The sequence below is a fragment of the Arcticibacter sp. genome (assembly GCF_053551015.1).
Map to the genome: position 1 here is coordinate 299,873 of NZ_JBMQOB010000015.1, position 13,955 is coordinate 313,827.

The 13,955-nt window shown below is 44.0% G+C and carries 9 protein-coding genes and 4 tRNA genes; 1 reads left to right on the forward strand and 12 read right to left on the reverse strand.

Translation table 11 applies throughout. The features are described 5' to 3' along the window. Position 1 precedes the first annotated feature (1 nt). A complete protein-coding gene (locus ACO1NU_RS09595; RefSeq protein WP_448818253.1) occupies positions 2–1,588 on the reverse strand; it encodes a type I restriction-modification system subunit M in 1,587 nt (528 codons plus the stop codon). A gap of 110 nt (positions 1,589–1,698) precedes the next feature. Then, a complete protein-coding gene (locus tag ACO1NU_RS09600; RefSeq protein ID WP_448818254.1) occupies positions 1,699–2,247 on the reverse strand; it encodes a hypothetical protein in 549 nt (182 codons plus the stop codon). 341 nt (positions 2,248–2,588) lie between these two features. Here ACO1NU_RS09600 and ACO1NU_RS09605 point away from each other — a divergent pair, with 341 nt between their 5' ends. Further along, positions 2,589–2,816 (forward strand): hypothetical protein, encoded by a 228-nt coding sequence (locus tag ACO1NU_RS09605; RefSeq protein WP_448818255.1) that lies wholly within the window; start codon positions 2,589–2,591, stop codon positions 2,814–2,816. A 746-nt stretch (positions 2,817–3,562) separates the two neighbouring features. On the opposite strand, the gene ACO1NU_RS09610 is transcribed toward ACO1NU_RS09605, so the two are convergent. The 10 genes from ACO1NU_RS09610 to ACO1NU_RS09655 all read right to left on the reverse strand — a co-directional run bounded on the left by ACO1NU_RS09610 (position 3,563) and on the right by ACO1NU_RS09655 (position 13,844). Continuing rightward, positions 3,563–3,637 (reverse strand) — tRNA-Val (locus ACO1NU_RS09610). A gap of 42 nt (positions 3,638–3,679) precedes the next feature. After that, positions 3,680–3,755, reverse strand: a tRNA-Phe gene (locus ACO1NU_RS09615). A 95-nt stretch (positions 3,756–3,850) separates the two neighbouring features. Then, positions 3,851–5,470 (reverse strand): family 43 glycosylhydrolase, encoded by a 1,620-nt coding sequence (locus ACO1NU_RS09620; RefSeq protein ID WP_448818256.1) that lies wholly within the window; start codon positions 5,468–5,470, stop codon positions 3,851–3,853. A 17-nt stretch (positions 5,471–5,487) separates the two neighbouring features. Beyond that, entirely contained in the window at positions 5,488–6,405 is a 918-nt protein-coding gene (locus ACO1NU_RS09625; protein WP_448818257.1) for an alpha/beta hydrolase family protein, read from the reverse strand. A gap of 213 nt (positions 6,406–6,618) precedes the next feature. Further along, positions 6,619–6,693: transfer RNA gene (locus tag ACO1NU_RS09630), tRNA-Val, on the reverse strand. Between the two features lie 43 nt (positions 6,694–6,736). After that, a tRNA-Phe gene (locus ACO1NU_RS09635) sits at positions 6,737–6,812 on the reverse strand. Between the two features lie 176 nt (positions 6,813–6,988). Further along, the gene (locus tag ACO1NU_RS09640) at positions 6,989–8,641 is read right to left on the reverse strand and encodes an alpha-L-fucosidase (RefSeq protein WP_448818258.1); all 1,653 of its coding nucleotides are present in this window, start codon (positions 8,639–8,641) and stop codon (positions 6,989–6,991) included. A gap of 73 nt (positions 8,642–8,714) precedes the next feature. Next, positions 8,715–9,044, reverse strand: a complete 330-nt coding sequence (locus ACO1NU_RS09645) for an L-rhamnose mutarotase (RefSeq protein ID WP_448818259.1) — start codon at positions 9,042–9,044, stop codon at positions 8,715–8,717. Between the two features lie 63 nt (positions 9,045–9,107). Then, complete coding sequence (locus ACO1NU_RS09650; RefSeq protein WP_448818260.1) at positions 9,108–10,727, reverse strand: RagB/SusD family nutrient uptake outer membrane protein; 1,620 nt, start codon at positions 10,725–10,727, stop codon at positions 9,108–9,110. 30 nt (positions 10,728–10,757) lie between these two features. Beyond that, on the reverse strand, positions 10,758–13,844 hold the full coding sequence (locus ACO1NU_RS09655; RefSeq protein WP_448818261.1) for a SusC/RagA family TonB-linked outer membrane protein: 3,087 nt from the start codon (positions 13,842–13,844) through the stop codon (positions 10,758–10,760). Positions 13,845–13,955: the final 111 nt, after the last annotated feature.

Below are 13,955 nucleotides of genomic sequence, written 5' to 3' on the forward strand. Positions count from 1 at the left end.
ATCAAATCGGTGAATCAAGCCCTAATTCCGTACAGTAATCGACTAATAAGCTATCTGATGCACGGATTTGTGCTTCAAGATCCCTCAGATCGGCGGCTACCTCATTGAGGTCAATAGAATCTTCTTCTTCAAAGGTATCAACATACCTCGGAATGTTAAGGTTATATTCATTCTCCTCAACTTCTTTCAAAGTCGCAGCATAACTGTACTTACTCGACACCTCTCGCCTCCTATAAGTACGGATTATCCCATCAATATCCTCCTCCCTAAGCTGATTCTGATTTCCAACCTTACCAAATTGCTGACTCGCATCAATAAACAGGATATTATCATCCGCTTTGCGACATTTCTTGAAGACAAGAATACAAGTAGGAATACTAGTACCATAAAAGATATTAGCAGGAAGACCAATCACCGCATCCAGGTAATTCCTATCTTTAATCAGAAACTTCCGAATATGCCCTTCGGCTGCTCCCCTGAAGAGGACACCATGCGGCAACACAACTGCCATGGTACCGTTCTCTGCCAAATGATAAATCATGTGCTGAACGAAGGCAAAGTCTGCTTTGCTACCAGGGGCGAGTTTACCGTACTCACTAAAGCGATCATCAGTTGTAAAAACACTACTGGCACTCCATTGAGCAGAAAAAGGAGGATTAGCTACGATCGCCTCAAAACGTAGGTCAAGATGCTGCGGGTGAACTAGCGTATCTTCCTGTTTGATATCAAACTGCCGATAATGAACATCATGCAGAATCATATTCATCCTGGCAAGGTTATATGTCGTACGGTTCAGCTCCTGACCGTAGAAGTTGGATACATGCTCGACTTCCTTGGCTACCCGCAACAGCAAGGAACCCGATCCGCAGGTAGGATCGTAAACCGACTTCAGCTTAGTCTTATCTGTAGCTACAATTTTCGCAAGTACGGTAGATACCTGCTGAGGCGTATAGAACTCCCCCGCTTTCTTACCAGCACCACTGGCAAACTGTCCTATCAAGTACTCATAAGCATCACCCAGTACATCTGCGTTGGTATCTTCAAGCTTGAAGTCAATCTTGTCAAGGTGAGCAAGAACCTTAGAGATAAGATCATTCTTAGCTTTTTCTGTTCTACCCAGCTTTGTGGATGTAAGGTCCAGATCTTCGAAAAGATTATCAAAGTCGTCTTCGCTAGCCGTACCCATAGTACTCTTCTCTATATTCTTCAAGATATCCGTTAAGTCTTGAAGTATAAAGTTACTTACTCCGTCACCATCTCCATCCTCTACTTTAGCATTCCCACGCCTGGCAATCTCACTGAACAACTCAGACGGCTTCAAGAAGTAACCGAGTTTGTCTATTGCCTCTTCATGTACGGCCTGCAGATAAGCTTGACCCTCCTCCGTACCCTCATCGAGACTATTATACAGTATTCCATCCTCTTCAAGGATCGAATTCGCGTACATCAGCATCTTTTCACTTAAATACTTGTAAAAGATAAATCCCAGGATATAATCCCGGAATTCGTCGGCATCCATCTTGCCGCGTAGGGTATTAGCTATATTCCAGAGCTGTTGCTCCAGTTGTTTCTTCTGATCTTCAGACATTTGAACAATTAAGAATTATGCAGCAATATGATCATTTTGATGATCAATCACAACAATTATCACGATGTCTAACTGTCGTGTTGTTAAGATTTAGATAGGACTTATTTTTGCTACTCGTTCGATTCAGCCAATCTTCTTCCTTGACCTGGCATCGCTCGTTGTAGGGGAGCTTCTAACACTTTAATATCCCTCGAGGCGGGTTTCCACTTACTTCTTTTTAAGCATCTTTCATGTGCTAGATTAAAAAGAGCCATCAATCCCCCTAAAGCACTCCCTCTTCTTATCTTTGCGGGATTGACTATATAAATACTACTACCATGGATCCCTAGTATGATACCTTTCCGCTTGAGTTCAGCAAGTGCTGTCTTTACACTTCCGCTTTTTGCATCCTTCAATTCCCAGAGCGGGTTGTTCAACAAGAGCTCCTGTTGGATTTTGATCACTATCTCCTTGCTTTTATTGCTTAATCCGTCATAAAGGTCTCTAGATACAATCACGAAATCGCCCTTAAATTTAAAGGAGGATTGTTCACCTTCTAATGAACGATACTGTTTATCATCAACTTTCTCAAATCGATTTTTGCTGTGATATCCCAGCTTCCTAACCTTTTCGATAAATAGATCGACCTTTTGGTCGAATCGTTTGTCTTCAATTTCCATACCAGCAAAGATAATATAGTTGTCCTAATTATCATCACTAACATACTTAATCTGTACCATTATATAGAACTAATTAATATACCTATTAATTTACTAATCAGTTAGTTGAGTTTAGTCATTGGTGTCATATATACTAATTATACTTCAAATACCAAGCAAATTAAGCTCACATCTTGAAGAAATGAAAACGCACCACTAGCATTACAGTTCAATCCTCATTACTGGCAGTTCTAAAAGTACATCCCAGTACAAAATCGATTTCAACATTCAGTTACGTCCCATTGTTGATTTGTTCCTTCTCTCTTTCATCAATCAAATAAGCAAATCATTACATTTACCGCATGAAAACCTTACGTACAACTTTCAAGGGTATAGCTATAGTTGTAGCTGTACTCTTGTCCACTGCAGTAACAACCCTGGTATATAAGTTCTTCTCCTCACTGACGAATGTCGAGGGCAACTGGGCGCAAGATCTACTAGGATTTGGAATGTGGCTCTTTGCGGTGATATATATGGGCAATATGACTGCGACCTTGGTGAATCGCGCATTTAAGAAGTATGAAGGCTAAGGCTTTCATTTGGTTTAACATATAGAAACAATCTATAGAAAGGAAACCTTTACTATAGAAACCCATAAGAATGAAAAGCACATGCAATCGAAACAGTGAAGTTCTCATACCTTCAAGCTACGACGCTAGCAATCCCCAAGGCAATTCCTTAATCACGATATAACCTTAACATAAAATATGAAGTAAAGCAGGATTCTCAAGCAACTTGAAGTGGTAAACTACTGAAAGGTTGCACCAACATAATAGACGACTGACGGCCACAGGAAAACACCATTCTACTCCAAAGGTCATGTTATTCCTACAGCGAAATCACCGCAGATTAGCACCAAACTACTTCGAAGATTACCTTCATTTTGGGACAACTTGAATACATAATAACCCTAGAAGCAGTATACTTAACTACATATAGTCCGGTTGGAAATCTTCCTATAACCCACTACTTATAACGCCTTAGTGAGCGAGACAACACAATTTGTTATTACATCTCTCACACACAGATCCAATCGCTCTTGCGTTATAAAACCAGCCTCATAATCTGTTCAAGCTAGAAAATCATAGCACATAAGACGCGCCATCTAATGCGCCAAAATGAAAAGTAGCACCAACACTACGATTATTCATCAACATTCCCTACTTTTAGTGTGCGCAACGTCATCAGGAAGAGATGAAAGACACCTGAAGGAGCACAGCAACACATCAAATCGCCCCAAACAACAAAACCCCAGATTTCTCTGAGGTTTCGTTTGTGGGAATTACTGGGTTCGAACCAGTGACCCCTACCTTGTCGAGGTAGTGCTCTAAACCAGCTGAGCTAAACTCCCTTCATGTAAAAAAGCCTTCCAGTGTGTGCTGAAAGGCTTTTTTGGTGGTATCAGCTGGAATCGAACCAGCGACACAAGGATTTTCAGTCCTTTGCTCTACCAACTGAGCTATGATACCATTCCCGTGTTGGGGCTGCAAATATAATTTAATTTTTGATTTCTCCTCCTTGATCAACAAAAAATCAAACTTTAACATTCGAAGGCTAAAAAGGCCTATCGCGTCCGAATCAGCGAAACATCATCCATCTGACAAGACGCCCCACCCTTTCCTGCCGCTTTAAAGCCAATTTCCACCTTACCGTTCTTTACAGGTATATCCACCAACTCAACTACCTTCCAATCTGAATTCGCACCTTGTAACTTGTACACCTTTCGCTTACCTCCACTTTCCCCGTACATCTCCAGTAGCTCAAAACGACCCGTACTCTTGACCGTAGCCTTCAGCGTATAAAGCCCATCAGGTAATTTTACATAAGGCGAAGAACTGATCACCTGCGACACATTCCGCTCGAAATCCACCATATCACTAATATGGAGACTCTTCTCTCCTGTCACCTTCCTTCTGTCCTCCTCCGTGTTGAAATAGTTCAACGCGGGAGAAGCCAAACTGTCCAGAGAGATCGCACTACCCTTCAGCACCCTGGTATCCCAACCGGTAAGTGCCGTCTGCTTAGGCTTTACCACACTAGGAATCCGCTTCCGGTCTGCCTCTAAGCTTCCATTACTCACATAGTTATTGTCCACTGCCACATCCCACTCTCCTGTCCGGGCATTCAGATTCCATGAACTCAGGGAATTGAAATAGGGACGATCGCCGTTAAACGACAGCGGAACCCAGACATTATAGCCCAAGCCATTGCCGGCAAAGTTCGACCACCTGTCACCGCAATAAACCACCGTTTCCTGCTTAGTCCCCTTTAGGGTCACGAAAAATCCGGTCTGCGAAACGTGCGCATAATCCTTCTCGGCACCATCCATAACCAACATCTCGTTATGCGGCTTATAGGGCCCTCTTACATCGTCAGCTATCAGGTAATAGGCCAGGGAACCATCCCATCCGTAGATGTTAGAGGCTGCCATGTAATACTTGCCCTTGTACTTGAACATGCAATTTCCCTCACGACTTGCTCCTTCAAATATCTTAACGCAATCAAGTAAGTCTACTTTTCCATCCTTCATCCCAATCTCCGAAACGTAGATCTTGTTTCTACCCCTGCCATAAGAATAAACCAGGTAGGATTTGCCGGTATCCTCATCCGTAAAGACGGTCTGATCTCCGGTATTCGTAGTTCCGATGCGGTCCAGCATACTAATCTTCTGATGCCATTTGAACGGTCCTGCTGGACGATCTGAAAGGGCGATCAGCACCTCTCCCCCATGTTGGACTAGCATGGCGTATTTACCTATTTCTTTGACATAGGCCACTCCGAGCCGGCCTACCCAGTTCCATCTTCCGTCGGGCAGGGCTTCTGCTTTTGTCATCGCGTCGGCTTCGAACTTCCAGTTCACCAGATCTTCTGAAGTATAGCAGGTCACAGACTCGAAACTTGCCCGGGGTAATGTCCGCTCAGGGGAGCTCCGGTAAGTCTCTGCTTCCTTGTAGTGGACGCCATACCAGTAATATTGCTCTTTGCCGCTGCCAGGATCTTTGAACCTGAAAATACCTCCGCCCTGGCTGTAAATACCGTCTCCCTGGCTGGTCTTCCAGAACACATCGTTCTTGATATTTAGCTTCTGAGCGGCAGCGGGACTAACCGCACAGATGAATGCGATCATTACAAAGAAAAAGCGCCCCTTGGAGGCGCCGGATAGAAAATTCGAAAATTCGTACATAATAAAGCTTGTGTGAACTAAGGCATATTCTTTTTCTCAAACCTCCACTGGGAGTTCTGTGCCAGTCCTGCCGGATTGCCGGAGAACAACTTGCCCGCCTCTTTGTCGCCCTTCAATTGCCATTTATACCAGGCTGTGGCCACTTTAGCGAACTCTCCACCGTGATGCTGCATGTAGGTACCCCCATGGCCAACGTCCATATTCGCTACAAATACCGGTACATGATTGATCTGCTTATAATCATCCATTCCGTTCGCATACGCGATGTCCTTTTCCCCGCCGAGCAGGTACAAGGTAGGCGTATGGATCTTTTGAAGATTATTTTTTGTGAGGCTTGGCATATTGTTGATGCCATTACCCGGCGTATTGAATATACCGCTGTTGCAAACCACAACAGTACTTACTCTTGGATCTGATGATACCTCCAGGGTCTGCAGGCCGCCGCATGACATGCCGCTCACCGCAATTTTCTTCACATCCAGTTTGTTGTAGTACGGGCTATTCTTATCGCTGTTCTGTGCAATTGCCCAGTCAATAGCGTCGGTAAGCTGTGATGACTTCGATCTGCCGCTGCCTTTCTCCCCTTCGGCAGGCATGGGACCAATGGCTACTACAAAAAATCCATGAGAGGAAACTTCCGAAAGAAAGTTCAGGTGCTCCCAGGGTGAATTTGCACAGGCTCCGTTACCCCAGGCAATGATAGGAAGCTTCGCCTTACTGCCAAATTTACTCAGGTCTTTCGGGCGGAATATGGTATGCGTGGTAAGCGTGCTTTCCGAAAGCATGATAGCGCTGTATGGACCTGTTCCACCGTCTTCCACTACTCTTGAAGCGGAGGGGCCTGAGGTCGACTGCTGCTGTGAGAAACCAGGCTTCGATATAGCGAGCGCGGCCAAAATTATCAATACATAGAGGGCGATCGGTTTTTTGATCATATTTTTTGGTTTAGAGGTTAGCGCAATAAATATAGTAAAGTATTCGAACTGAAGGTATAAGGCCCGGTATTTTTTAATGAAGCGGCTAACATCTACGGCCACCTGCCGGAAAAGCCCTGCACAGTAATTCCGGAAATTTAGGGAACAGGTGCTGCAATGAGCAACTCCTAAAAACAGAAAAGCCTCCCGGCAAGCGGAAGGCTTTGTATATCGTGGGAATTACTGGGTTCGAACCAGTGACCCCTACCTTGTCGAGGTAGTGCTCTAAACCAGCTGAGCTAAACTCCCTTCATGTAAAAAAAGCCTTCCAGTGTGTGCTGAAAGGCTTTTTTGGTGGTATCAGCTGGAATCGAACCAGCGACACAAGGATTTTCAGTCCTTTGCTCTACCAACTGAGCTATGATACCATTCCCGTGATTGGGTCTGCAAATGTAGGTTCTTTTTCTAATTTCTAAAACTTTTTTTCAAATAAATGGGCCACATATCCGTTCTTGAGAAGTTCTCATTTGATTATGAGGTAATTAAAAATTAAAAGTTTCAGATTTAAAAAGGATCGCCGTACTAAAGAGCGATCCGTAATAGTCTAGACAATCTTCAAACAAAAAGCATACGACAATTTACTCTTATCTGGTAAACTAATCGTGAGTGCGTCCCCATCATGTGTAAAGGACAGCTTTTCGTCCCTTCCCAACATGCTTACACCACTAATGGTCCTTTTCACCTCATTGCTCCCTCTCTTCAAAGACCTGATTTTAACCCTGTTATCTTCAGGCCACCCCAAAACAATAGCATACAGCACATTGCCTTTAGTTGTAAATCGGACATCGGAAGATGAAAATGCCTTACCTTTTCCTTCATTGAAACCCTGAGCTGAAAGGGGAGCGGCGGATTCCATTGCAGGACCCTCTCCAAATACCATCCAGGGCCGCGTATCATATATCGCATCTCCATTTACAGCCATCCACTCTCCGATCTCTTCAACAATAACGCGCTCGCGTTCATCGATAGAACCATTGCCTCTTACCGGAACACTCAATAAAAGGTTGCCATTTTTACTGACGACATCGGCAAGCGTATGAATCACTGTTTTGGCACTTTTATAACGATTGTTTTCATAGATGCTACGATCATAATGCCAGCTGCCTAAACACGTGTCTGATTGCCATGGATAGGGTTCAATTGCATTGCTTTGTCCTCTCTCAATATCCCAAACCATGCATTTCCTTTGTAGTTCATCTAAAATCTTACCAAATATCACTGCCTCCTGAGAACCATTCCTTTTAACACTTTTATTGTACAAATAAGCCGCTATCCGGAGCCCGGCATCATTGATAGGCCATAATGGCAACGCGGTATCGTCGAAATAAACCATATCCGGATTGTAAGAATCGATCAGATCGATCGTACGGTTAAAAAACTTATCGCAGTATTCTTTAGAAGGCTGACTTACACCATTTCCCCAGTTCCACTGTTTATGAATCATTCCGTTATCGTTACTATTTTGACTAAGAGGATGGTTTTGTTCATAAAGTTCTTGCGGATCCAGCCCTTCCCACCATGTCCCTTTTCCCTGCGCCTTCCTCAGCTTTCCATCATAAGTGACTCCCGCATACGGCCCGGTCTTGTCTGCGCGCTGAGCAGTCTCCATCCAACTCCAGGTATGAGCAGCATGAACGCTTACTCCAAAGTGCATCCCGTTTTTCCGGGCTGCTTTTTCCCATCCACCTACAAGATCTTTCCTAGGCCCCAATTTGGTAGAGTTCCAGTTCTTCTGATATTTACTGTCGTATAGATCGAAATTATCATGATGGTTCGCCAGTGCCATAAAATACCTGGCTCCTGCTTTCTTATAGAGAGCGAGCAATTCCTCCGGGTTCCATGCATCAGCTTTCCATTCGTTGATAATATCTTTAAATCCAAATTTGGAAGGGTGTCCATATTTTTCAAGGTGGTACTTATACTGCCGACTTCCTTCCATATACATTTCACGTGCATACCAGTCTCCATATTCGGCTTCACATTGAGGTCCCCAGTGCGCCCAAATTCCGAACTTGGCATTCCTAAACCAGTCGGGCGTTTTAAAGTTCGACAATGACTCCCATGTTGGCTTGAACGAGGATGTTTCCACTTCCCCTCCCAGACCTTTCAAAATACGACTGGCGGCGTTGATCTCATCTGCTAAGGCCAATGCCGGGATAGTTGCTGCCAAATGTTTTAATAATTCTCTGCGTTTCATACGATTAGTTTTTAATCTATCTATGTGTCTACCTGTGACATATGCTACAATCATTCTTCTTCTTAAGTGAAACTCAAAGCTGAAAAATCCGCATCATCATCATCCATTTCTCACCATCTTTGGCCCAGGGCAAGGGGCGCTGGAATTTCCACATTAGGCTCTCCCATTCCTGAACTTTGTTGTTTGTTGCGTCCAGCTTAGATTTACGCTCGAAGGAAAAATCATTCTCTGCTTCAACGATCATAAACAGCCTGTTTCCGGTTCTGTATATTTCCATCTCCTTAATACCGCTATCTATAATGCTTTCCCGGATCTCTGGCCAACCGTTCTTGTGCCAGTATTCATATTCATCAATCAACTGCGGATCGTCCACTAAGTCTAGTGCCAGACAATATCTCTTCATTTACAATTGTGTTACAGCGTTTATATGCATCGGGCAATTTTCATCCAATTTGAAGATCCCGAATCAGTAATTCTTATTCTGAACCAGGTTCTTATTCAGCTGAGTTTCAGAAAGCGGTATCGGCCATAATTCGTTTACGCCCTTTTTAAAGCTTCTTTTCTGATAAAGGAAATAGCCTTCATCATCCACCGGATAATCCTTATAAGTCGCCGGAGTGTTTGTCAACTTCATCCCTGTAAATTGCCGGTTCAATTCCTCAGCAGCGATACCCCATCTGAGAATATCGAAATACCTCAAACCTTCGAAGGCAAATTCCACCCTCCGTTCTCTCCTGATAATGGTTTTTAATCTTTGAGGGTCTGTTTCAACAACGGCCGGCATGTTCACTGAGGATCGTCCCCGGACCAAATTAACAGTTTCGTTCAACAATGCCTGATCAATAGCTGCTCCCGACTCTAACCTGGATTCCAGATAACTCAACAGAATTTCCGGATACCTAATGACAATCCAGTTTCCGCCATAATTCATCAGATTTCCAGAAAAGCTCTCATCCATAAATTTATTGATACTGTATCCGCTCCAATTGTATTTGTTAAACCTGTCAGGAGAATTTGTATTAGGCCGGGCGATATAGGTCTGACCTTTGAACGTCGTCCTGTCGGATATCATAACTGTATAATCCAATCTTGGATCCCGGTTATTATAAGGATTGTTCACGTCATACAAGGGCGATTCGGCTATTGTTTTGCCATCGACACATTCAAACTCTTTTAACAGTTCATTATAGACAGAATACTGATGCCAACCTCCCCATGTTTCCGGATAAAGGTATTGAAGCAGCACATGCGAGTAAGTGTCCACCTGATATTGGGAGCTCAGCACAATCTCCTTACTAAATTCATTCGTCTCCCAGAACAGCTCCCTATACTTGGCCTCAATAATATAGACTTTACTGTCTATTATCGCTTTATACGTAACAGCGGCGTCACTCCATTTCTTCTCAAGCATTTGCAAGCGCCCCAAAACAGCCAGAGCAGCACCTGACGTAATTCGTCCGATTTCACTATTAGGACGAGTAGCTGGTAAGACAGCAGCACTTTCCTTCAGCTCAGTTTCAAGAAACGACCACACTTCCTCCTTAGGGGTGCGAGACACGCTGTTAGCCTCTTGAATGGACAGGACCGTTTTAACCAGCGGAACATCTCCAAAGAACAAAGTAAGATTAAGGTATTCGTAAGCCCTTATAGTCCTTACCTCAGCCGTCATGACCCCTTTTTGTCCCTCATCCATGCTGACACTCCCAATATGGTCCAGAAAGTTATTACATGCCGCTATCCGCTCATATGCATGTTGCCAGTGTGCCCCTGTTACCCAGTAAGATGAGGTAAGCGTCCCGTCCGTCACATGATCCGGAATAAGCTCTTTCTCCGATCCGTTTCCGGCCATTATATCCAGATTTAGTAAAGCTCGGGGTGTCCAGAAATCTTCTCCGCGCCATCCGGCGGATGTCGAATAACAACCTGTCAGGGCAAGTTTGGCATCACCTTCCGACTTCCAAAAAGTAGCGTCGGAAACAGCATCAAGCGGCTGCTTATCGAAAAAGTCTTTATTACATCCTGTTTGAAGGAATTGCAGCACCATACAGGGTACCAGCAATACTTGAGTATATTTTTTAAGCATCATTGTTGACAATAGTTAAGACATTAAAAAAGATCAGAACTTCACATTCAAACCAAAGGTGTATATACCTGTAATGGGGTAAAATGGAGTGTTATCTCCGGTAGACTGGCCCATTTCAGGATCCCAGCCTTGATAGAAGTGTTTGAAAGAAAACAAATTCTGGCCACTTACAAATAGCCGCAGTTTATTGATTTTCATTCGTTCCGTCAGCTTACTCGAAAATGAGTAGCCGAGCTGAATATTTTTCAAACGGATAAAACTGGCATTTCTGTCCCAATAAGTAGAGGGCATGATCGTGCCTGCCCCACTATTTAAACTGGTAAGCTTTGGATATATCGCATTCCGATCTGGATTAGCTTCCGTCCACCGTCCCTCAGCCTGCCACGTCTGAATCTGGCCGCCATTATAAAAAGCAAATGCCTGATATGAGCCCATTTGCCGGCGAAAACCTCCAAGCCCATGCCATAACATAGAGAAATCAAAGCCCTTGAACTCCGCGTTCATCGTAAATCCGTAAGAAAACTTCGGAAAATAAGAGCCAATTACCTTGCGGTCATAAGTCGCATCAACAATCCCATCCGGAACTCCCCCAGGACCATTGATATCTTTATACCTTACAAAGCCGGGCTGAGCAGAATACGGTTGCGCAGGATAATTAGCTATGTCATTATCATCCACAAATAGGCCGTCTGCTTCGTATCCATAGGTAGAGTTAATTGGATGACCTACAAACAATCCCTTATTAATATCTTGCTGTAGTCCGCCTGCTAATGCTGTAACACGGTTTTTTATATAGGAAAAGTTAGGAGTCAATCCTATATTCAACTGACGAATGGAAGTTTGATAATTCAACATCACTTCGAAGCCTGTATTCTTGACTGTAGCAGCATTAGCTTCAGAAGGGGCTAAACCAAGGACGTTTGAGACAGAGATACTGTACAATATATCTGAGGTGGTTTTATCGAAATAGTCAAACACGAGGTTCAGCTTGTTTCCTAGCACCGAAACGTCTAATCCCAGATTGGCTACTCTCGTTGTTTCCCAGGTAATATCGGGGTTTGCTAACCGAGTCAGGCGGGCCCCTGAATAAAGCGTGCCCCCAAAGGAATAATTCTGGCCGAGGCTTAGCACATTTTGAAAAGGATAATTCCCAATATTTTGATTCCCAAGCTCACCCCATGATAAGCGGAGTTTCAGGTTATTCACCCAGCTGAGATTATCCTTTATATACGATTCTTCAGAAAGCCTCCATGCTGCGGATACTGATGGAAAGAACCCCCAGCGCCCTTTCTCAGGAAACCGGGAAGTACCGTCATATCTCGCATTAGCCTCAAAAAGATATTTCTGATCAAAGGAATAATTGATGCGTCCGAAGAATGACCTTAAAGCCCATTCCGAACCTGACCCGGAAGATTGCATATTACTTGAGGATCCGGCATTAAGCTCATACAAGGCATTATTAGGAAAATTGTCCCTGTAGGCACTTGTCCAGTCTTCCCTAAATTCTTCCTGTGAATATCCGCCGAGCATCGTATAGTTATGCTTACCTGTAGCCTTTGCATATTGAACAAGTGCCTGCAAAGTCACCAGATTATTATTTCCTGAACTTACAGAAAGGTTATTGGGACCGACAGTTTTGTTGCTGTTGAATGTAAAATCTGAGGCATAACTGTTGTCGTCGTAATTGTAATATTTATAACCTGCCTTACCACTCAAAGTAAGATTCTTAACGACAGTCCACGCCAACTCTGCGCCTCCAAGGAAATTCCTGTTCTTTCTGTTCACGAACGAGGGGCTTGACAGCCAAGCCTCGGGACTATAGTTATCCTGGTAGCCATACGTACCATCCGATTTTAAACCGGCATACACAGGACCCTCCCGCACGGCGAATCTAATGATACTGGTCATATCGCCTTCATACTGCCGGGGTTCATCCGTGTTACCTGTATAACCGTTAAGATTAACTTTCAGAGCGAGATTATCTTTGATCTGGCTGTTGAAGTTCAGCAAGAAGTTATACCGGCTATAGCTATTCTTCTCTACAATGCCGTTTTGCTTCAAATAACCGGATGAAAACATAAACGTACTTTTATCCGTCCCTCCCGTGAATCCAACAGTATGGCTGGTTTGAAAACCATTATTGGACGTCAACAAATTCTTAAGGTGCGGAACGTTGGGATAGTTATCCGGATCAGAGCCGGTTTGAAATTTCATAATTTCTTCTTCCGAGTATGCAGCAGACCGCCCTTCGTTACTGTTTGCCTCATTCTTTAATGCTGCATAGGTGGCCGACTCCACAAAATCCGGCATTTCTGTTACCTGTTGCCATCCAGCATAACTGTCGTAGATTACCTGTAACTTTCCCTGCTGACCTTTTTTTGTTTCAACCAGAATAACCCCGTTGGCCGCACGGGTTCCATAGATTGATGCTGAAGCAGCATCCTTCAACACCGAAATACTCTGAATATTATTAGGGTCAATGTCGTTGATCGACGCTGCTAACCCATCAATCAGTACGAGAGGCTCATTTCCTGCACCCGAGAACGTACCTACTCCCCGGATGCGGATGCTTGCACCGTCATTTCCCGGCCTTCCGGCACCCTGCGTGACGGTCACTCCTCCCGCCAAACCTGCCAGAGCTTGGGAGGCCTGTGTAATCGGTCTATTCTCTATTTCTTTTGCTGATACCGTGGACACGGATCCGGTAAGGTTTACTTTCTTTTGGGTTCCATAACCAACCACTACAACCTCTTCCAGACTTTGGTCTGAAGCCTGCATCACAACGTGGATAACAGAGGCATCTCCGGCCCTTTTTTCCACGGGATTGAAGCCGAGATAACTAAAAACTAAAACAACGCTTGCATCCGAAACCTTTATAGAAAACTTCCCCTCTACATCACTTGTCACTCCGTTGGAGGTTCCTTTAACTTTTATAGTCACACCAACCAAAGGCTCACCGTTTGAGTCGGTGACTTTTCCCTTCACAATAACGTTCTGCAAATCATTATCGAAAAAGGATTTCTTTTGATCGCTTGCTATTACCGAACCGGCAATCAATATCCAACAGGTTTGGAAAATGCAAACGGTGAAGATCCTGAGCAAATTTTTATACTTTATCATCGTATTAGTTTAATTTTTTTGAGGAATAAAGCTGTCTGGAGAACTATTTTTGGCCGTCCTTAATATTCCATTTAAATGTGGCCGGTAACAGCGGCTAAAAAAATTCAGGCA

What these genes read in the sequence shown, in the direction of transcription:
- ACO1NU_RS09620 (WP_448818256.1), bottom strand. Translation starts at nt 5,470, where the DNA reads ATGTACGAATTTTCGAATTTTCTATCCGGCGCCTCCAAGGGGCGCTTT.
- ACO1NU_RS09650 (WP_448818260.1), bottom strand. Translation starts at nt 10,727, where the DNA reads ATGATGCTTAAAAAATATACTCAAGTATTGCTGGTACCCTGTATGGTG.
- ACO1NU_RS09640 (WP_448818258.1), bottom strand. Translation starts at nt 8,641, where the DNA reads ATGAAACGCAGAGAATTATTAAAACATTTGGCAGCAACTATCCCGGCA.
- ACO1NU_RS09600 (WP_448818254.1), bottom strand. Translation starts at nt 2,247, where the DNA reads ATGGAAATTGAAGACAAACGATTCGACCAAAAGGTCGATCTATTTATC.
- ACO1NU_RS09645 (WP_448818259.1), bottom strand. Translation starts at nt 9,044, where the DNA reads ATGAAGAGATATTGTCTGGCACTAGACTTAGTGGACGATCCGCAGTTG.
- ACO1NU_RS09625 (WP_448818257.1), bottom strand. Translation starts at nt 6,405, where the DNA reads ATGATCAAAAAACCGATCGCCCTCTATGTATTGATAATTTTGGCCGCG.
- ACO1NU_RS09605 (WP_448818255.1), top strand. Translation starts at nt 2,589, where the DNA reads ATGAAAACCTTACGTACAACTTTCAAGGGTATAGCTATAGTTGTAGCT.
- ACO1NU_RS09595 (WP_448818253.1), bottom strand. Translation starts at nt 1,588, where the DNA reads ATGTCTGAAGATCAGAAGAAACAACTGGAGCAACAGCTCTGGAATATA.
- ACO1NU_RS09655 (WP_448818261.1), bottom strand. Translation starts at nt 13,844, where the DNA reads ATGATAAAGTATAAAAATTTGCTCAGGATCTTCACCGTTTGCATTTTC.